This window comes from Nocardiopsis sp. FR4, from assembly GCF_009830945.1.
In the GTDB taxonomy this organism is placed as follows: Bacteria; Actinomycetota; Actinomycetes; order Streptosporangiales; family Streptosporangiaceae; genus Nocardiopsis.
On record NZ_VWVV01000008.1, the window covers coordinates 192,539 to 209,737 of the forward strand.

At 70.0% G+C, this 17,199-nt stretch carries 22 protein-coding genes; 16 read left to right on the forward strand and 6 right to left on the reverse strand.

What is annotated here, in order from left to right; translation table 11 throughout:
• Window positions 1-101: 101 nt before the first annotated feature.
• From FYW95_RS10210 to FYW95_RS10280, 15 genes are all read left to right on the forward strand, one after another.
• On the forward strand, window positions 102-914 hold the full coding sequence (locus FYW95_RS10210) for an L-threonylcarbamoyladenylate synthase (RefSeq protein ID WP_159943112.1): 813 nt from the start codon (window positions 102-104) through the stop codon (window positions 912-914).
• A gap of 12 nt (window positions 915-926) precedes the next feature.
• Entirely contained in the window at window positions 927-2,090 is a 1,164-nt protein-coding gene (locus FYW95_RS10215; RefSeq protein WP_159943111.1) for an MraY family glycosyltransferase, read from the forward strand.
• A 225-nt stretch (window positions 2,091-2,315) separates the two neighbouring features.
• Window positions 2,316-2,756, forward strand: coding sequence for a Cg1360 family ATP-synthase-associated protein (locus FYW95_RS10220; protein WP_159943110.1), 441 nt, complete (start codon window positions 2,316-2,318; stop codon window positions 2,754-2,756).
• Between the two features lie 60 nt (window positions 2,757-2,816).
• The gene (locus FYW95_RS10225) at window positions 2,817-3,038 is read left to right on the forward strand and encodes an AtpZ/AtpI family protein (protein WP_159943109.1); all 222 of its coding nucleotides are present in this window, start codon (window positions 2,817-2,819) and stop codon (window positions 3,036-3,038) included.
• Between the two features lie 93 nt (window positions 3,039-3,131).
• On the forward strand, window positions 3,132-3,989 hold the full coding sequence (gene atpB / locus FYW95_RS10230; protein ID WP_201294796.1) for a F0F1 ATP synthase subunit A: 858 nt from the start codon (window positions 3,132-3,134) through the stop codon (window positions 3,987-3,989).
• A 107-nt stretch (window positions 3,990-4,096) separates the two neighbouring features.
• Window positions 4,097-4,306, forward strand: a complete 210-nt coding sequence (atpE, locus tag FYW95_RS10235) for an ATP synthase F0 subunit C (RefSeq protein WP_159943108.1) — start codon at window positions 4,097-4,099, stop codon at window positions 4,304-4,306.
• Window positions 4,307-4,336: 30 nt separating this feature from the next.
• Window positions 4,337-4,885, forward strand: a complete 549-nt coding sequence (locus tag FYW95_RS10240) for a F0F1 ATP synthase subunit B (RefSeq protein WP_159943107.1) — start codon at window positions 4,337-4,339, stop codon at window positions 4,883-4,885.
• Window positions 4,885-5,709 (forward strand): F0F1 ATP synthase subunit delta, encoded by an 825-nt coding sequence (locus FYW95_RS10245; RefSeq protein ID WP_159943106.1) that lies wholly within the window; start codon window positions 4,885-4,887, stop codon window positions 5,707-5,709. Before FYW95_RS10240 ends, FYW95_RS10245 begins: the two co-directional genes overlap by 1 nt.
• A gap of 65 nt (window positions 5,710-5,774) precedes the next feature.
• Window positions 5,775-7,415, forward strand: a complete 1,641-nt coding sequence (gene atpA / locus FYW95_RS10250) for a F0F1 ATP synthase subunit alpha (RefSeq protein WP_159943105.1) — start codon at window positions 5,775-5,777, stop codon at window positions 7,413-7,415.
• A gap of 3 nt (window positions 7,416-7,418) precedes the next feature.
• Window positions 7,419-8,336, forward strand: coding sequence for a F0F1 ATP synthase subunit gamma (locus tag FYW95_RS10255; RefSeq protein ID WP_159943104.1), 918 nt, complete (start codon window positions 7,419-7,421; stop codon window positions 8,334-8,336).
• 5 nt (window positions 8,337-8,341) lie between these two features.
• A complete protein-coding gene (gene atpD, locus FYW95_RS10260) occupies window positions 8,342-9,784 on the forward strand; it encodes a F0F1 ATP synthase subunit beta (RefSeq protein WP_159943103.1) in 1,443 nt (480 codons plus the stop codon).
• A gap of 84 nt (window positions 9,785-9,868) precedes the next feature.
• Window positions 9,869-10,258: a F0F1 ATP synthase subunit epsilon gene (locus tag FYW95_RS10265; protein ID WP_159943102.1), complete on the forward strand. Its 390-nt coding sequence runs from the start codon at window positions 9,869-9,871 to the stop codon at window positions 10,256-10,258.
• An 18-nt stretch (window positions 10,259-10,276) separates the two neighbouring features.
• On the forward strand, window positions 10,277-10,759 hold the full coding sequence (locus FYW95_RS10270) for a DUF2550 domain-containing protein (RefSeq protein ID WP_236567837.1): 483 nt from the start codon (window positions 10,277-10,279) through the stop codon (window positions 10,757-10,759).
• 73 nt (window positions 10,760-10,832) lie between these two features.
• Window positions 10,833-11,135 carry an MTH1187 family thiamine-binding protein gene (locus FYW95_RS10275; RefSeq protein ID WP_159943101.1) on the forward strand — a complete coding sequence of 101 codons (303 nt, stop codon included), beginning with the start codon at window positions 10,833-10,835 and terminating at the stop codon, window positions 11,133-11,135.
• Between the two features lie 58 nt (window positions 11,136-11,193).
• Window positions 11,194-11,709 carry a hypothetical protein gene (locus tag FYW95_RS10280; protein ID WP_159943100.1) on the forward strand — a complete coding sequence of 172 codons (516 nt, stop codon included), beginning with the start codon at window positions 11,194-11,196 and terminating at the stop codon, window positions 11,707-11,709.
• Between the two features lie 66 nt (window positions 11,710-11,775).
• Here FYW95_RS10280 and FYW95_RS10285 read toward each other — a convergent pair whose 3' ends face one another.
• From FYW95_RS10285 to FYW95_RS10300, 4 genes are all read right to left on the reverse strand, one after another.
• The gene (locus FYW95_RS10285) at window positions 11,776-12,222 is read right to left on the reverse strand and encodes a hypothetical protein (RefSeq protein WP_159943099.1); all 447 of its coding nucleotides are present in this window, start codon (window positions 12,220-12,222) and stop codon (window positions 11,776-11,778) included.
• A gap of 232 nt (window positions 12,223-12,454) precedes the next feature.
• The gene (locus FYW95_RS10290; RefSeq protein WP_159943098.1) at window positions 12,455-13,051 is read right to left on the reverse strand and encodes a cob(I)yrinic acid a,c-diamide adenosyltransferase; all 597 of its coding nucleotides are present in this window, start codon (window positions 13,049-13,051) and stop codon (window positions 12,455-12,457) included.
• A gap of 62 nt (window positions 13,052-13,113) precedes the next feature.
• Window positions 13,114-13,422: a hypothetical protein gene (locus FYW95_RS10295; protein ID WP_159943097.1), complete on the reverse strand. Its 309-nt coding sequence runs from the start codon at window positions 13,420-13,422 to the stop codon at window positions 13,114-13,116.
• Window positions 13,423-13,510: 88 nt separating this feature from the next.
• The gene (locus FYW95_RS10300) at window positions 13,511-13,939 is read right to left on the reverse strand and encodes an Hsp20/alpha crystallin family protein (RefSeq protein WP_159943096.1); all 429 of its coding nucleotides are present in this window, start codon (window positions 13,937-13,939) and stop codon (window positions 13,511-13,513) included.
• Window positions 13,940-14,101: 162 nt separating this feature from the next.
• Between FYW95_RS10300 and FYW95_RS10305 the strand changes: the two genes are divergently transcribed.
• Window positions 14,102-14,425 carry a MerR family transcriptional regulator gene (locus FYW95_RS10305; protein WP_159943095.1) on the forward strand — a complete coding sequence of 108 codons (324 nt, stop codon included), beginning with the start codon at window positions 14,102-14,104 and terminating at the stop codon, window positions 14,423-14,425.
• Between the two features lie 258 nt (window positions 14,426-14,683).
• On the opposite strand, the gene FYW95_RS10310 is transcribed toward FYW95_RS10305, so the two are convergent.
• Window positions 14,684-16,192, reverse strand: a complete 1,509-nt coding sequence (locus tag FYW95_RS10310) for a M28 family peptidase (RefSeq protein ID WP_159943174.1) — start codon at window positions 16,190-16,192, stop codon at window positions 14,684-14,686.
• Window positions 16,193-16,473: 281 nt separating this feature from the next.
• Window positions 16,474-17,133, reverse strand: coding sequence for a DUF1707 SHOCT-like domain-containing protein (locus tag FYW95_RS10315; RefSeq protein WP_159943094.1), 660 nt, complete (start codon window positions 17,131-17,133; stop codon window positions 16,474-16,476).
• Between the last annotated feature and the right edge of the window lie 66 nt (window positions 17,134-17,199).

Below are 17,199 nucleotides of genomic sequence, written 5' to 3' on the forward strand. Positions count from 1 at the left end.
GCGCCCACGCCGGGGGCGCCGCCGCCGTGAGCGCTCCACCCCCCGTATCCCCGGGCGACCGCGCCGGCGGTCGGCCCCGTCCCAGAGTGAGGTGAACGCAGGTGAGCCGCATCTACGACTGCGCGGACGAGACCGCCCGCAAGGACGGCATCGCCGACGCCGCGTCGGCGGTACGCCGAGGCGACCTTGTGGTGCTGCCGACGGACACCGTGTACGGCATCGGCACCGACGCCTTCAGCCCGACCGCCGTGGCCCGGCTGCTGGCCACCAAGGGCCGCGGGCGGGAGACGCCCCCGCCGGTCCTGGTCGGCTCCATGCGCGCCGCCACCGCGCTCATCGACGACCTGGGCAACCACGGCCGCGACCTGATGGAGGAGTTCTGGCCCGGCCCGCTCACCCTGGTGTGCACCGCCACCCCCAGCCTGTCCTGGGACCTGGGCGACACCAAGGGCACCGTGGGCGTGCGCATGCCGATGGACCCGGTCGCCCTGGACCTGCTCAAGGAGGTCGGCCCGATGGCGGTGAGCAGCGCCAACAAGTCCGGCCAGCCCTCCGCCACCCGCGTGGAGGAGGCCCTGGAGCAGCTGGGCGAGGAGGACATCGCCGTCTACCTGGACGGCGGTGAGACCGAGGCGCGCGCGTCCTCCACCATCGTCGACCTCACCTACGCGGTCCCGCGCGTACTGCGCGCGGGGGCGATCTCCATCGAGCAGCTGCGCGCGGTGTGCGGCACCGTCATCGGCGAGCTGCGCAAGGGCCGCACCAAGGCCGAGCCGGAGGACCGGGCCGGGGCCGGGGAGCGGAGCGAGGAGAGCGCGCAGGACACGGGGGACGGCCAGGACGCCGCCCCCGGGGCCCCGGCCCGGGAGGGCGAGGGCCCCGAGCAGACCGCCCTCGACGGCGACAAGAACTAGAGGGGCTCCCACGTGCGTGAGTACGCGCTCACCTTCGTCATCGCCGTGGCGGTGACCTACCTGCTCGTCCCGATCGTGCGCAGGTTCGCGATCGCCTTCGGCGCCACCCCGCCGGTGCGCGACCGCGACGTGCACACCGAGCCGATCCCGCGCCTGGGCGGGCTGGCCATCTACGGCGGGTTCGCCGCGGCCCTGCTCATCTCCGCCCAGCTGCCGCACCTGCAGAACGTGTTCGTCGCCGACACCTGGAGGGGCCTGCTGCTGGCGGGCGGCCTCATCACGCTCATCGGGGTGGTCGACGACCGCTGGGGGATGGACGCGCTGAGCAAGCTCGCCGGGCAGACCGCCGCCGCGGGCATCCTGGTCTGGCAGGGCGTGCAGCTGCTGTGGCTGCCGCTGCCCGGCACCCAGCTCTCGCTCGGCCCCTGGCTGGGCACGATGATCTCCATCCTGCTCATCGTGGTGACCATCAACGCGGTCAACTTCGCCGACGGCCTCGACGGGCTGGCCGCCGGCATCGTCGGCATCTCCGCCTTCGCCTTCTTCCTCTACTACTACGTCGTCGCGGTGGAGCAGGGCTTCGTGCGCCAGTCCTACCCGGCGATGATCGCGATCATCCTGGCGGGCACCTGTGTGGGGTTCCTCTTCCACAACTTCCACCCCGCCAAGGTGTTCATGGGCGACACCGGGGCGATGCTGCTGGGGCTGCTGCTCACCTCGATCACCATCACGGTGACCGGTCAGTTCGACGCCAACACCGCGCGGGAGGGGTTCAACTCGGGGGTGGTGGTGTTCCTGCCCATCGCGCTGCCGCTGCTGGTGATCGCCCTGCCCCTGGCCGACCTGGTGCTGGCGGTGCTGCGCCGCACGCTCGCGGGCAAGTCCCCCTTCGCGCCGGACCGCGGCCACCTGCACCACCGCCTGCTGGACATGGGGCACAGCCACGTGCGCGCGGTCCTGCTGATGTACCTGTGGGCGGGGATCCTGTCCTTCGCCGCGGTGGCGCTGTCGGTGTTCGACTCCCCGGCGATCGTGCTGACGGTGACCGCGCTGGTGGCCACGTGCGCGGTCGGCCTCATCGCCCTGCCCCGGCTGCGCAGGCGCGGGCTGCTGGTCCGCCGGCGCAAAGAGAGCGTCAAGACGCCCGCAGATCACGATTCGCCAACTGATGGTTGAGAGGCCGGTCCGCGGTGATGCGCGGGGCTCGGAGAGCGTCCGCTCTGACCTGCGGATACGGTGTGGGGACAGGTGTGGCGAAGCTGACATCGGGGCCGGAAAGCGCCTGGAACGGGCACTTCGCGACCCGTTAAGGTCGCGTTAAGGAACCCCCGGATCCGGCACCGAAAACCTTGTGATAGCTTTCACGAGCAGGCAACCACTGAACCCCACGGAGCTTCGTTGATGCAGGAACACGACGCCCGGACTCTCCGCGGCGCCGCGCTTCCGACGGCCGTCGTCGGCGTGGTCGCGTTGATCGCCGGCTTCGCCATCTCCGGTACCCAGGGACTCTACGGCGCGTTTTTCGGCGTGCTTCTGGTCATCGGCGCCTTCGCCGTTTCGGCCTTCGTCATCTCCTGGACCGGCGGCCGGCGTCCCGAACTCCTCCTTCCCGTGGCCTTCCTCGTCTACACGACCAAGTTCGGGATCCTCGCGGTCGTCCTGGTGCTCTTCCGGGACACGACCGTCCTGGACAAGGACGTCTTCGGGTGGACGGCGCTCGCCTGTGTGCTCGTCTGGCTGGCCGCCCAGGCCGTGGCCGTGAAGAGGAGCAAGCAGCCGACCATCGTCCCCGCCGACGAACACGACGAGAACAGTGCCGAGGGCAGTGAGGCACACCGGTGAGCCCGCTGGCGCGGGGCGGTGTGCGGAGCCTGATCACCTACTGCTATCTTCCGGAGCGAGATGAACGGTCAGTCACGTGCGAAGCGCGACTCCCAGGAGTCGACGAACGCCAACGCGACCACACTCATCTCGTATCTGCTGGGAGGACTCGCCTTCTGGGGCGGCGTCGGCTGGGTCGCGGACTGGGCACTGGGCTTCTCGGGCCTCTTCCTGCCCATCGGGCTCGGCTTGGGCCTGGTCGCTTCGATCTACCTCATCTACACCCAGCACGTCCGGTCCTGACCGAACACCCGGATGCGTCCTCCCGCACTGAGGGCGGGGCCGTACCGACCACAACACCAAGGATTATGTTGCGTCACGACGAAAGGGATCGCCGTGGGTGCTGACGTGAGCGTCGTCGCGGCGTCCGAGCCAGGCTGCCACATCTTCAACGACTTCGGCTGCGGTTTCGAGGCTCCGACGGTGAGTCTCTTCTTTCCGACGCCGTGGCTCGACTTCGGCCTTCCGGGTACCTCGGGGCTGAACAAGTACTACCTGGTCGCGGTGGTCGCACTGATCATCGCCGCCGCCTTCTGGTACTTCACCACGCGCAGGTCCAAGGTCGTCCCCGGCCGCGGGCAGAGCATGGCCGAGATGCTGGTGGGCTTCCTGCGCGACCAGGTGACCCGGACCACCATGGGCAAGGAGGGGGACAAGTTCCTTCCGCTGATGGTGACCCTGTTCCTGTTCATCTTCTGCATGAACATCATGGGTCTCATCCCCGGCCTCCAGCTGCCGGTGACCTCCAACCTGGCCTTCCCCGCGGTCCTGGCCCTCTTCATCTTCGTGCTGTGGAACGTGGTCGGCATCCGCCGCCACGGTGTGGGCGCGCACTTCAAGGCGCGTCTGGTGCCGGGCGGCGTCCCCGGGTGGATCCTGCCGGTGGTCGTCCCCATCGAGGCGCTGTCGAACTTCGTCATCCGCCCCGCCACGCACATGATCCGTCTGTTCGCGACCATGTTCGCCGGGCACCTGCTGCTCGCACTGTTCGCGGCCGCCGGTTTCTACATGTTCAACCCCCTGTCCCCGATGGGTGCCGGGTTTGGTGCCCTCTCGGTGGGTTACTCCGCCATCGCCCTGGTCGGCTTCCTGGTCTTCACGGCCTTCGAGCTGTTCATCATGGCGGTCCAGGCCTACGTCTTCGTTCTCCTGTCCTCCATCTACCTCGGTGAGGCCATGGAGGGCGCGCACTAGGGAGAAGGCCCTCGGCCCCCTCCCCACGCGAATCCACGACCCGTCCGATCCGTCAGTCAGCCCGGCGCCAACCATCATCGCCGGCGTGTAGTAAAGGGAAAATCAGCATGGACATCACCGGTAGCCTGAACACCATCGGTTACGGTCTCGCCGCCATCGGCCCCGGCATCGGCGTCGGCCTCGTCTTCGGTCTCGGCGTGCAGGCCATCGCCCGCCAGCCCGAGGCCCGCGGCATCCTCCAGGGCCAGATGATCTTCGGTTTCGCCGTTATCGAGGCCCTGGCCATTCTCGGCTTCGTTCTCGCCTTCGCGCGCTAGCCCACTATCGGTCCACAGAACGCGAAGGGGATGCCAGCCGTGTATTTGGCAGCCGAGCAAGAAAACGTCCTGCGAATTCACTGGGACGAGTTCACCTTCGGTCTCATCGCCTTCCTCATCATCCTCGCCGTCGTCTACAAGATGTGGCCGAGGTTGACGAAGGCGCTGGACGAGCGTGCCGACCAGATCGAGGGTGGCATCGCTCGCGCTCAGAAGGCCGAGGCCGAGGCGGAGGAGATCCGCCAGCAGTACCGCGAGAAGCTCGAGGAAGCCCACCGCGAGTACGCGCAGGAGTTGGAGAAGGCCAAGGAGCAGAGGGCGGCCATCATCGCCGAGGCGCGCGAGGAGGCCCAGGTCGAGGCCCGTCGCATCGTCGACGCGGCGCACGCCCAGATCGAGGCCGACCGCCAGCAGGCCGTGGCGCAGCTGCGCCACGAGATCGGTGCGCTCTCCACCGAGCTGGCGAGCCGCATCGTCGGTGAGGTCCTCAGCGACAGCGCCGCCCAGAACCGCGTCATCGACCGGTTCCTGGAGGAGCTGGAGCAGAGCGAGAGCACGCAGCAAGCCGAGGTGCGTTGATGCGTGGTATCAGCCGCACGTCGCTGACCGAGGTGACCCGGCGCCTGGACGAGAACGTCCTGGCGTCGGCGGGCACCGCGGACAACGGCGTCTCACTGGGCAGCGAGCTGTTCGAGGTCGTCGCCCTCCTCGGCAACGAGCACTCGCTGCGCCGCTGGCTGGCCGACCAGGCGAACCCGGCCGAGGCCAAGTCCAGCCTCCTCGGGCAGCTGCTGGAGACCAAGGTGTCCCCGGCGGCCGTCCTGGTGGCCGGCGACGTGGTCTCGGCCCGTTGGTCCAAGGCCCGTGACCTCGTCGACGCGATGGAGCGGATGGCGGTCTACGTGACCGTCGCCCCGCTCCACAGCGCCTCGGCCCTGGGCGAGTTGGAGGACGAGCTGTTCCGCTTCCAGCGGATCGTCGCCTCCCGTCCCGACCTGCGCGACGCCCTCACCCGTGACGGGGTGTCCGTGGAGCAGCGCCTCTCCCTCGTGGAGAGCCTGCTCTCGGGCAAGGTGAACCCCGCGACGCTGAGCCTGATCGGCGAAGCGGTCACCCGTCCCAGGGGCCGTACCCTGGAACAGGCGCTGGACAACTACGGGCACATCGTCGCCGAGCGCGCCAAGCGCTACGTCGCCGTGGTCCGCAGCGCCGTCGCCCTGAGCGAGAACCAGCAGTCCCGGCTCGGAGCCGCGCTCTCGCGCGCCTACGGCCGCGACATCCACCTGAACATCGAGGTCGCCCCCGAGATCGTGGGTGGCCTGTCCATCCAGGTGGGTGACGAGGTCATCGACGGGACCATCGCCGGGCGTATCGCCGAGGCCCAGCGCCGCCTGGCCGGCTGACAGAACGCAAGGCAAGCACGCACGGCGCCAGCCCGGCGCCATTTGAGAGCAAGGACAACGTAGAGATGGCGGAGCTGACGATCCGGCCGGACGAGATCCGGGACGCGCTGCAGCGCTTCGTCCAGTCGTACGAGCCTGAAGCCACCCGCGCGGAAGAGGTCGGTACCGTCACCTACTCCGGTGACGGCATCGCCCGCGTCGGTGGCCTTCCCTCGGCGATGGCGAACGAGCTGCTCCAGTTCGAGGACGGCACCCTGGGCCTGGCCCAGAACCTCGAGATCGGGGAGATCGGTGCGGTCGTGCTGGGCGACTTCACCAGCATCGAGGAGGGCCAGAAGGTGCGCCGCACCGGCCAGCTCCTCTCGGTGCCGGTGGGTGACAACTTCCTCGGCCGCGTGGTGGACCCCCTCGGTGCCCCCATCGACGGCAAGGGCGAGATCGAGACGACCGAGCGCCGCGAGCTGGAGCTGCAGGCCGCGAGTGTGATGGAGCGCAAGCCCGTCCACGAGCCGCTGCAGACCGGCATCAAGGCCATCGACTCGATGACCCCGATCGGCCGCGGCCAGCGCCAGCTGGTCATCGGCGACCGGCAGACCGGCAAGACCGCGGTCTGCATCGACGCGATCATCAACCAGAAGGCGAACTGGGAGTCGGGCGACCCCGACAAGCAGGTGCGCTGCATCTACGTCGCCATCGGCCAGAAGGGCTCGACCATCGCCGGTGTGCGCGGCGCCCTGGAGGAGGCCGGGGCGATGGAGTACACCACCATCGTCGCCGCCCCCGCGTCGGACGCGGCGGGCTTCAAGTACCTGGCCCCCTACACCGGCTCGGCCCTGGGCCAGCACTGGATGTACGAGGGCAAGCACGTCCTCATCGTCTTCGACGACCTCACCAAGCAGGCCGAGGCCTACCGCGCGGTGTCGCTGCTGCTGCGCCGCCCGCCGGGCCGTGAGGCCTACCCCGGTGACGTCTTCTACCTCCACTCCCGTCTGCTGGAGCGCTGCGCCAAGCTCTCCGACGAGATGGGCAAGGGCTCGATGACCGCGCTGCCGATCATCGAGACCAAGGCGGGCGACGTCTCGGCGTACATCCCCACCAACGTCATCTCCATCACCGACGGCCAGGTCTTCCTGGAGGCGGACCTGTTCAACCAGGGCCAGCGCCCGGCGATCAACGTCGGTGTGTCGGTCTCCCGTGTCGGTGGCGCCGCGCAGACCAAGGCCATGAAGAAGGTCTCCGGCACCCTGCGGCTGGGCCTGGCCCAGTACCGCGAGCTGGAGGCGTTCTCCGCCTTCGGTTCGGACCTGGACGCCGTCTCCAAGCAGCAGCTGGAGCGCGGTGCCCGCCTGATGGAGCTCCTCAAGCAGGGCCAGTACTCGCCGTTCTCCATGGAGAAGCAGGTCGTGTCGATCTGGGCCGGTACCACCGGCCGCGTCGACGACGTCCCGGTCGAGGACGTGCGCCGCTTCGAGGAGGACTTCCTGGACTACCTCTCCCGTGAGGACGCGGGCATCCTCGACAACATCCGCGAGAGCGGCAAGTTCGAGGACGAGACCGAGAAGGCCCTCGACGCCGCCCTGGAGAAGTTCAAGCAGGGCTTCCAGACCTCCGCCGGTACCCTCCTGGGCACCGAGGCCGACGCCGAGGCGCTCGACGAGGAGAAGGTCGGCCAGGAGACCATCAAGGTCGCCAAGGGCGGGAAGTAACCCATGGGTGCACAGCTTCGCGTCTATCGCCGGAGGATCCGCTCGACGAAGTCGATGGCGAAGATCACCCGTGCGATGGAGCTCATCGCCACGACGCGCATCACCAAGGCGCAGCGTGCGGCGGAGGCTGCTGGGCCCTACGCGCGGGAGATCACCCGGGCCGTCTCGGCCCTCGCCAGCCGGGTGTCCGACCACCCGCTGCTGCGCGAGGCCGAGAACCCCACCCGCGCGGCCGTCCTGGTGATCACCAGCGACAAGGGCCTGGCGGGCGCCTTCTCGTCCAACGTGCTCAAGGAGGCGGACTCCCTGTCCCAGCTCCTCCGGGAGCAGGGCAAGGAGGTCCTCACCTACATGGTGGGCCGCAAGGGCGTGGGCTTCTACAAGTTCCGCGGCCGTCCGCTCGAGGCGCAGTGGGAGGGCTTCACCGAGCGCCCGACCTACGCGCACGCCCAGGAGATCGGCTCCGCCCTCATGGAGAAGTTCGCCCTGGACACAGCGGAGGGCGGCGTGGACGAGATCCACGTGATCTCCACGGAGTTCGTCTCGATGCTGACCCAGCGGGCCTCGACCGTCCGGGCGCTTCCTCTGGAGGTCGAGGAGGTCGAGGCGAGCGAGCTGGAGGCCGCACAGGGTGCTCCGCTGCCTCTGTACGAGTTCGAGCCCTCCGCGGAGGAGGCGTTGGACCGGCTGCTCCCGCAGTACGTGACCAACCGCATCTACTTCGCGCTCCTGGAGTCGGCCGCCTCCCAGCAGGCGTCCCGTCGTGCCGCCATGAAGGCCGCCACCGACAACGCCGAGGAACTCGCCAAGAACCTGACCCGCCTGGCCAACCAGGCGCGTCAGGCTGAGATCACCAATGAGCTCAGTGAGATTGTCGGCGGTGCCGACGCGCTCGCTGCTGCCAGCGCGGGAAGTGAGTAACAAAAGTGACTGCGACTGTTGAAGGGACGGCCGGGGCCGGCACCGCCACCGGCCGGATCTCCCGGGTCACCGGCCCGGTCGTCGACGTGGAGTTCCCCGTCGGCTCCCTCCCTGCCATCTACAACGCGCTCCAGACCACCGTCACCGTCGGTGGCAAGGACAAGACCATCACCCTGGAGGTCGCCCAGCACCTGGGTGACAACCTGGTGCGCTCGGTCTCCCTGGCCCCGCAGGACGGCCTCGTCCGCGGCGCCGAGGTCCGTGACACCGGCGAGCCGATCAGCGTGCCCGTCGGCGACGTCGTCAAGGGCCACGTGTTCAACACGCTGGGCGAGTCCCTGGACGTGCCGACCTCGGAGCTGAACGTCACCGAGCGCTGGCCGATCCACCGCAAGGCCCCGGCCTTCGACCAGCTCGAGTCCAAGACCGAGATGATGGTCACGGGCATCAAGGTCATCGACCTGCTCACCCCGTACGTGCGCGGTGGCAAGATCGGCCTGTTCGGCGGCGCGGGTGTGGGCAAGACCGTGCTCATCCAGGAGATGATCACCCGTATCGCCCGCAACTTCGGTGGTGTGTCCGTGTTCGCCGGTGTCGGCGAGCGCACCCGTGAGGGTACGGACCTCTTCCTGGAGATGGACGAGATGGGCGTCCTCCAGGACACCGCTCTCGTCTTCGGCCAGATGGACGAGCCCCCGGGCACCCGTCTGCGGGTGGCCCTGTCCGCCCTGACGATGGCGGAGTACTTCCGCGACGTCCAGAAGCAGGACGTGCTGCTGTTCATCGACAACATCTTCCGTTTCACCCAGGCGGGTTCGGAGGTCTCCACGCTGCTGGGCCGTATGCCCTCGGCCGTGGGCTACCAGCCCAACCTGGCGGACGAGATGGGCCAGCTGCAGGAGCGGATCACCTCGACCCGCGGCCACTCGATCACCTCGATGCAGGCGATCTACGTGCCCGCGGACGACTACACCGACCCGGCTCCGGCGACCACCTTCGCCCACCTGGACGCGACGACCGAGCTCTCCCGCCCGATCTCGCAGAAGGGCATCTACCCGGCGGTCGACCCGCTGGCCTCCACCTCCCGCATCCTCGACCCGCAGTACGTGGGCGAGGAGCACTACCAGGTGGCCCAGCGCGTCAAGGAGATCCTGCAGCGCAACAACGACCTGCAGGACCAGATCGCGATCCTCGGTATGGACGAGCTGTCCGAGGAGGACAAGATCATCGTCAACCGGGCCCGCCGGATCGAGCGCTTCCTGTCGCAGAACATGTTCGTGGCCGAGAAGTTCACCGGCACCCCGGGCGTGTTCGTGCCCCTGGAGGAGACCATCGCCTCCTTCAAGGGTCTGTGCGACGGTGAGTACGACCACCTGCCCGAGCAGGCGTTCCTCGACGTCGGCAACATCGACATGGCCGTCGAGAAGGCCAAGAAGCTGCAGGGCTAAAGGTTCTTCAGGCCGGGCCGGTTCCCGACAACACGTGGGGGCCGGCCCGGCCGGACCCACCCGCTAGCCGAGGAGTTTGTGGCAGTGTCGAAGAAGCTTTTCGTCGAGATCGTCTCCCCCGAACGTGAGGTTTGGGCGGGCGAGGGCGACATGGTCATCGCGAAGACCGTCGAGGGCGAGATCGGCGTCCAGCCCGGGCACGTCCCGGTGCTGTCGCTGCTGGCCAGCGGCGCGGTCGTCCGCGTGCTGGGCGCGCGGGAGACCGGCGAGGTCCGGGCCGCCGCGCACGGCGGCTTCGTCTCGGTGTCGGGTGAGGGACGCGTCTCCATCCTGGCCGAGACCGCCGAACTGGCCGAGGACATCGATGTGGAACGCGCGCGCGCCGCGCTGAAGAGGGCGTCCGAGGCCGGCGACACCGACGCCCTGGGTCGCGCTAGCAGCCGTCTGCGCGCCGCGGGCGAGGAAGTCGCCTAGCGGGGGGCGGCGAAGCGCGTGGGAACGGAACGTCTGCTGTCATCGTGGTCGGGGACCGCGGTGTGGGTGTTCGCTGCCCTGCTCGCCGTCCTCCTGGTGCTGGTCCTGATCGGCGCCGTGCGCCGCTGGACCCTCGTACGGCGCGGCGGCGCGGTGGAGTGCTACCTGCGCGCCGTGGGCGCGCGGGGCCGACGGGGCTCCTGGCGGATCGGCTTCTGCCGGTACGGCACGGAGCACCTGGACTGGTTCCCCATCTTCTCGCTCAGGCCGCGGCCGACAGCCACGCTGTCGCGCCGCGGTCTCGTCGTCGCGGGGCGCCGCGCCCCCGAGGAGGGCGAGGACCTGCCCGTCGACCTCACGGTGGTCGGGGTCGGCTGGCTGGGACCGGACGGCGGTGACCCCGCCGAGGCGGCCTACGAGATCGCCATGAACGAGGGCACCCTGACCGGTTTCCTGTCATGGCTGGAGTCGATGCCCCCGGGGACGCGCTGGGAGGCCTGAGGCCCCGCGATCCCCCTGCGCCAGGGCGCGTCGGTGGTTTCCCGCGCCGGGTCCGTGTGCCTAGCATGGCGGCATGAGCACGATCGTCGCCTTCTCCGTAGCCCCTCTCGGTTCCGGTGAGTCCGTCACCCCCGCCGTCGCACGCGCCGTCAAGGTGGTCCGCGAGAGCGGTCTGCCCAACGAGACCTCCGCCATGTTCACCACCGTCGAGGGTGAGTGGGACGAGGTCATGGACGTGGTCAAGCGCGCCGTGTCCGCCGCGGGGGAGGGCGCCTCCCGGGTCACCCTCACCCTCAAGGCCGATATCCGCGAGGGGGTCACCGACGGCCTGCACGGCAAGGTCGAGTCCGTCGAACGCGAACTCGGCAACCTCTAGGCACGCGGGCCCGCCCTCCCCTTCCGCCCGGGGCGCCCACAGGGCAGTATGCGGTTCCATGCTCGCTTCCCGACTTCCCGGCCTCCTGGCCCTCGCGTTGGCCGCGCCCCTGCTCGTCTCCTGCCAGCCCGCGGGCGGGGTGGTCGGCGCCGTGGCCACGGGTCACTTCAGCGCCCAGCACAAGCTCCCCGTCCTGATCCTGTCCTGGTGCGGTGACGCCGGGCCCCAGCAGATCGACCTGATCGGCGGGGCGGCCGACCGGCACCTGGTCGCCACCCGCGCGTTCGACGGCCACCGGCTGGAGGTGGACCTGTCCGCCCCGGGGGAGGACTGGCGGATAACCGACGACGAGGGTCGCCAGGTCTTCCGCCTGGGTCCGGAGTCGGCGGAGGAGGAGTACCTCGTGGGGGTCGGCTCCCGGGCGGCCGATCCGGGGCGGGACACCGAGCACGACCTGGGCACGGTCGTGTTCACCACGGGGGCGCTGGCCACCGACGAGGGCGTCTACTCCCGCGCCGAGGGCTCCCGGGAGGGCGAGTACGTTCCGGTGGAGGAGTTCCCGCCCGAGTGCTGAGGGCGGTCACGACGGCGCGCCCGGCCCGTGGGAGGGGTTGACGGGCCGGGCGCGGTCCGGGAGGGCTCAGCCCGCCTGCGCGCGGGCGTGCCCGGAGCGGAGCGCGCCGGAGAAGTACCCCCGGGCGCTCTCGGAGTTGGCCAGTCCGATCACGGTCAGGGCGACGGCGGCCGCGATGATCTCGGGGACGCCGCTGACCGGGGTGGACAGCAGGGCCGCGATGACGACGGCGTAGACGCCGTTGACCCAGGTCACCGTCCGGCGGGCGCCGGGGCGGTCGCGGTAGAGCATGACGGCCGCGACGATCGCCGCCGTTCCGTAGACGAGGCCGATCGCCGCGGCGGTCAGTACGGCCCAGGTGGGCACCGAGGCGTTCGCGGCGACGGCGTCGACGGTCTCCATGGCGGCGGCTCCGGTGAAGGCCGCCAGGCTGCCCAGGAGCTGGTAGATCGCGATCAGGATCAGCAGGACGAGAACCGCCGTGACGGTGGTGGGCCGGGCTCTGGCAGTCATGCGGGTTCCTTCCTCAGACGTAGATCCATATAAAGAACCCATAACCTTTTCATTGCGAAGAACACATGATTCCCTGGGTTTTCTGAGGCCTCCCAGGTGGCGGGCGTGCAGAAGGGGCCGTTGCGCGCCTCCCGCGGGCGCTCCGGCGGCGGCGCCGGGGCTCGGGAGGGCGGTGGGTGAAGAAAAGGGGCCTCGTTCCGTAGAACGAGACCCCTTTTTCTGAATACGGAAACTACCGTTCGCCGCCGGGTTTCCAGAGCACCTCGTCCCCCTCCCCGGCGACGTAGCGGCCGAGAATGAAGAGCAGGTCGGAGAGCCGGTTGAGGTACTGCGCGGTGAGCGGGTTGACCGTCTCACCGTGCTCCTCGATCGCCGCCCAGACGCTGCGCTCCGCCCGCCGCACCACGATCCGCGCCGTGTGCATGAGCGCCAGCGTGGGGGACCCCCCGGGCAGGACGAAGCTGCGCAGGGTGGGCAGGTCGGCGTTGTAGGCGTCGCAGGCCTCCTCCAGCCGGGTGACGTACTCGGGCAGCACGCGCAGCGGCGGGTACTCCGGCTCGGGCACGATCGGCGTGGACAGGTCGGCGCCCAGGTCGAACAGTTCGTTCTGGACCCGGCCGAGCAGGGCGCGCACGTCGTCGGGCAGCTCGCCCAGCGCGATGGCGGTGCCGATGGCGGCGTTGGCCTCCTCGGTGTCGGCGTACCCGACCAGGCGGGTGTCGTTCTTGCTGGTCCGGCTCATATCGCCGAGCGCCGTCGTTCCGGCGTCGCCGGTGCGCGTGTAGATCTTCGACAGCACGACCGGCTTGTCGGTGTCCCGTTTGGTCATGCCGCCACCCTAGGCCACCCGCCTTCCACACGGCCTCCGTGCCGGGCGGTCGGCACGGGGCCTCAGACGGCCATGGCGAGGAGGGAGCGCAGCTCGTCGGCGAGCGGTTCGTCCAGGCTCTGCGGCACGCCTCTGTGCCGGGGGTCCCGGCAGGCCCTGCGGAAGGAGTCGGGGTCACCGGTGAGGTCGGTGGTGGCCCGTCTGAGCCCGTCCAGCGCGCGGCTGAGCTCGTCGGGGGTGCTCTCCCAGGCCCTCTCGTAGGCCCGGAGGGCGTGGAAGAAACGGACGCACGCCAGGTGCGTGGACTCCTGGTCGCTCTGGCGCTGGATGTGCTCTGCTACCGCGCTGGTCCTGCGCAGGAGGGAGGGCATCGAATCACTGCTCCTGATCGATGGGGAGACGGGAACGCTGTCTGCGAGGGGCCGCGGCCCGGCCCGGCCCCGGGCCGGGCGCGGGTGCTCACGCACTGATGCTGCGGGGCTGGCCGTTGCCCTGGCTGACGGTGATCTTGCGCGGCTTGGCCTGCTCGGCGACCGGGATGCGCAGGGTCAGGACGCCGTCGGTGTAGTCGGCCTCGATGGCGTCGGTCTGCAGGGTCTCGCCGAGGAACAGCTGCCGGGAGAAGGCGCCGGCGGGCCGCTCGGAGGCCACCACCGAGTCGCGGTCGCGCATGGTGTCCGGACGCTCCGCGGTCACGGTCAGCACGTTGCGCTCGACCTCCAGGTCGATGGAGTCCGCGCTGACTCCGGGAAGGTCGAAGCAGGCAACGAAGACGTCGCCGTCGCGGTAGGCGTCCATCGGCATCGCGGCCGGCCGGGAGGCCTCTCCCAGGAGCCGCTGCGTGAGCCGGTCGAAGTCGCGGAAGGGGTCGGTACGCATCAGCATCATGGAAACCTCCTTCAGCTGGACCATAAAACCTGATGCGAGCTGACGCAGGTTTTATACCTCATACTGGAGGAGATAAACAACAGTGTTCGATAAAGATCTGGTTGGGTCGACGACGCGGGCGCGCCGTGCGGGGGAGCGGGGCGCCAGGGAAGGACACCGCTCATGACACAACCCCGGCCGGGTTCCTCCCGGGGTCTCTACACGATCTCCGTGGCCGCGGAGCTGGCGGGCATAGCCCCGCAGAGCCTGCGCTCCTACGAGGAGCGGGGGCTGGTCGCCCCGGTCCGCACGGACGGCGGCACGCGGCTGTACAGCGACGACGACATCGCCCGCCTGCGCAGGGTGGCCGAGCTGACCGCCCAGGGGGTCAACCTCGCCGGGATCGGCCGCATCCTCGCGCTGGAGGACGAGAACACCCGTCTGCGCGAGGACGCCTCCGGGGACGGCGGAGGTCCGGGGCGGGTGCGTGCGGAGGAAGCGGGGTGACGGAGGATAACTGTTCCGCATCAGCGGGTGAAGGTGACTCAGCTCACTGATACATTAAGGATTCACGGAGCTACTCAGCGTAGTTTCCGGCGGTGTCCAGGAGCGCTGCTCCGGGTGGGCAGAGGGGGCCACCCGGGTGTGCGCGGAGGGGGAGACACCGTGAGGGGCGGGCGGCGTGGAACCGGGGGGTTCACGCCGCCCGCCCCGCGTCCGGGCCGCGCGCACGCCCGACGGCGCCCGGACGCGGCCCGGGCCGGACTACATACGCCAGTCGTCGCCCACCCGGGGGAACCCGGTGTCGACCGCGCGCAGCACGCCGTTCACCGGCAGGGTGTTCCGGGAGAAGAACTCCACGCCGTGCGCACCGGCGGCCGAGAGCTCGGCGACCGAGTCCCAGTTGATGTACTCCAGGGTGTCCTCGGCGGTGTGGTAGTACGGGTCGAACTGCTCACCCGCGGTGCCGCCGTACCACTCGACCTGCTCCTCGGTCTTGACGCCGTCGGCGCCGCTGAAGAGGCCGCCCGCCGGAATGCCCGCCGCCATGAAGGGCTGGTAGTCGCTGCGCCCGCTCAGCACGCCGGGCTCGCTCACCTGGTCCTGGGCGGCGAAGTAGTCCTCGAAGACCTTCGCGATCGCCCCGGAGCCGGAGGGCGCGCCGCCGGAGCCGGGCAGCTCCATCCGGCCGTCCAGGACGAACCGGGCGTAGTTGTGCGAGCCGATCATGTCGAAGTTCAGGTACAGGGCGATGTCGTCGACCTGGTCGTCGCTCAGGTCCTCCACGTAGCGGGTGGAGCCGACCAGGCCCTCCTCCTCGGTGCCCCAGAAGGCGAAGCGGACCTTGTTGTTCGGGTCCTCCTGCTTGGCCAGCTGGATGGCGGTCTCCAGCACGAAGGCCGAACCGCTGCCGTTGTCGTTGATGCCGGGGCCCTCCTCGACGCTGTCGAGGTGGCCGCCCACCATGACCACGTTGTCGTCCCGGCCGCCGGGGGTCTCGGCCAGGATGCTGAAGGAGCTGTCGACGTTGACCTCGGCGTCCACCCGGACCCGCAGTTCCAGGCCCTCGGTGGCCAGCATGTCGGTGCCCGCCGCACCGGACACGCCCACGGCGGGGATGTCGGAGAGCTCGCTCACGGTGCCCTGGAAGGCCTCGGGGGCGTTGTTGACCACCAGGGCGGCCGAGGCGCCCGCGTCCGCGGCGTTCTGCGTCTTCTGCGCGAACGGGCAGGTGCCGCGCAGGGTGATCGCGATCGCGCCCTCGGGGAAGCCCGCGAAGTCGTCGGGGGAGCAGCCGCTCTCGGGGCTGTCGGTGTTGACGGCCACCGCGGGCGCGGTGACGTCCCCGGCGCCGGAGTAGCTCATGGTCACGTAGTCGCTGCCGGACTCGTAGACCACCTCCTCCGGGGCGGTCTGGGCCAGCACCGACGGGGACTGCTCGCGCCACAGCTCGTACTCGTACTCGTGCCGATAGGGCTCGTACCCGGCGCGCTTGAGCTGGTCCTCGACGTACAGGGCGGCCACGTCGTAGCCCGGCGTGCCCGTGGCCCGGTTGCCGCCGTTGTACTCGGCGATGGTGTCGAGGTTCTCCATGTGCGCCCGGATGGCCTCGGCCGTCACCCGCTCCGACAGCGGCAGGTCGTCACCGGGCTTGCCCGGCTTCCCGGGTTTGCCGGGCTTGCCCGGCTTTCCGGCGTGCTCGGGAGCTCGGGAGTGGTCCGGCGGACCGGCCTCTGCGTGTGCGGGAGAGGCGGCCAGGGCCCCGACGGCCATCAGGACGGCCGAGGCCGCGGCCGCGGCGGCTCGGCGCCGGGCCCCTGTGTGTGTGCGGTGCAACGATCTTCCTCCGTGGTGACGGGCTCCATCGCTCCATGGTGTGGGGGGATGGACACCTGGGGTAGGCGAAGTGTCGCTGCAGCCTGACATCACCCGGCTTCCTGCGGCAAGGACCTACCGTCACAATTGCCACAATCAGCCACAGACCTTACGCACTGGGTGGCATTGTGGTTCGATGGACGGCTGGAAGCGGACAGAACGTCTCGCCCGGGGGTCCGCTAATCCTCGATCTCGTCCTGGTGCCTGCGCGGCCGGTACTCGACGCCGACCCCGCCCATGACCGCGATGCCGCGGATGTGCACGACGGGGGTGTCCGGGTCCACCACGCTGGGGGAGTCGCCGGAGATCCCGAAGCCGCCCATCAGCGGGACCCCGTGCACCCGCACCTGGACGTCGTCGGGGACGACCACGGCCACTCCGCCCATGAGGCAGTAGGTCCAGATGGTGGTCTCACGCCGGGTGAACCGGGCCTCGCGCAGGTCCAGGTTGATCCCGCCCATCACCGCGACGGCGGTGAAGGTGCCCGGCACCACCCAGCTGCCGGAGCGGTCGGCGCCGCCCAGCAGGGCGATCGCGGCCTGGCTGGTGGGCTGCTGGTTCACCACCCGGCCGCCCCCGTAGACGGGCCGGGGGGAGCGGAAGTCGGTGGGCGCCGGGGAGGAGTCGCTGGGCGCGGGGAGGTCCTCGGTGAGGGGGGCGAGCTCGCCGAGGGTCTTGGCCCGGTAGACGGCGTCCAGCCGTTCGCTGTGCTCGTCCGGGTCCAGGCGCCCTTCGGCGAGGGCCTCGCGCAGCCGGTGCGCGACGGAGTCACGGTCGGCGTCGGAGGCGCGTATCCGGCCGTGCTCGGGGGGAGTGACTTCGCTCATCGGTTCCACCATATGCCGATTCTTCCGGGACGGCGCTCCCGCCGCATCCGGGCCCGACCCTGAGCCGACCCCGGCCCG

Coding starts and splice junctions, on each gene's coding strand:
- FYW95_RS10255 (WP_159943104.1), top strand. CDS start 7,419: ATGGGTGCACAGCTTCGCGTCTATCGCCGGAGGATCCGCTCGACGAAG.
- FYW95_RS10225 (WP_159943109.1), top strand. CDS start 2,817: ATGAACGGTCAGTCACGTGCGAAGCGCGACTCCCAGGAGTCGACGAAC.
- FYW95_RS10305 (WP_159943095.1), top strand. CDS start 14,102: ATGACACAACCCCGGCCGGGTTCCTCCCGGGGTCTCTACACGATCTCC.
- FYW95_RS10240 (WP_159943107.1), top strand. CDS start 4,337: ATGCCAGCCGTGTATTTGGCAGCCGAGCAAGAAAACGTCCTGCGAATT.
- atpE (WP_159943108.1), top strand. CDS start 4,097: ATGGACATCACCGGTAGCCTGAACACCATCGGTTACGGTCTCGCCGCC.
- FYW95_RS10310 (WP_159943174.1), bottom strand. CDS start 16,192: ATGGCCGTCGGGGCCCTGGCCGCCTCTCCCGCACACGCAGAGGCCGGT.
- FYW95_RS10280 (WP_159943100.1), top strand. CDS start 11,194: ATGCTCGCTTCCCGACTTCCCGGCCTCCTGGCCCTCGCGTTGGCCGCG.
- FYW95_RS10295 (WP_159943097.1), bottom strand. CDS start 13,422: ATGCCCTCCCTCCTGCGCAGGACCAGCGCGGTAGCAGAGCACATCCAG.
- FYW95_RS10245 (WP_159943106.1), top strand. CDS start 4,885: ATGCGTGGTATCAGCCGCACGTCGCTGACCGAGGTGACCCGGCGCCTG.
- FYW95_RS10290 (WP_159943098.1), bottom strand. CDS start 13,051: ATGACCAAACGGGACACCGACAAGCCGGTCGTGCTGTCGAAGATCTAC.
- FYW95_RS10315 (WP_159943094.1), bottom strand. CDS start 17,133: ATGGTGGAACCGATGAGCGAAGTCACTCCCCCCGAGCACGGCCGGATA.
- FYW95_RS10275 (WP_159943101.1), top strand. CDS start 10,833: ATGAGCACGATCGTCGCCTTCTCCGTAGCCCCTCTCGGTTCCGGTGAG.
- FYW95_RS10220 (WP_159943110.1), top strand. CDS start 2,316: ATGCAGGAACACGACGCCCGGACTCTCCGCGGCGCCGCGCTTCCGACG.
- FYW95_RS10285 (WP_159943099.1), bottom strand. CDS start 12,222: ATGACTGCCAGAGCCCGGCCCACCACCGTCACGGCGGTTCTCGTCCTG.
- atpA (WP_159943105.1), top strand. CDS start 5,775: ATGGCGGAGCTGACGATCCGGCCGGACGAGATCCGGGACGCGCTGCAG.
- FYW95_RS10300 (WP_159943096.1), bottom strand. CDS start 13,939: ATGATGCTGATGCGTACCGACCCCTTCCGCGACTTCGACCGGCTCACG.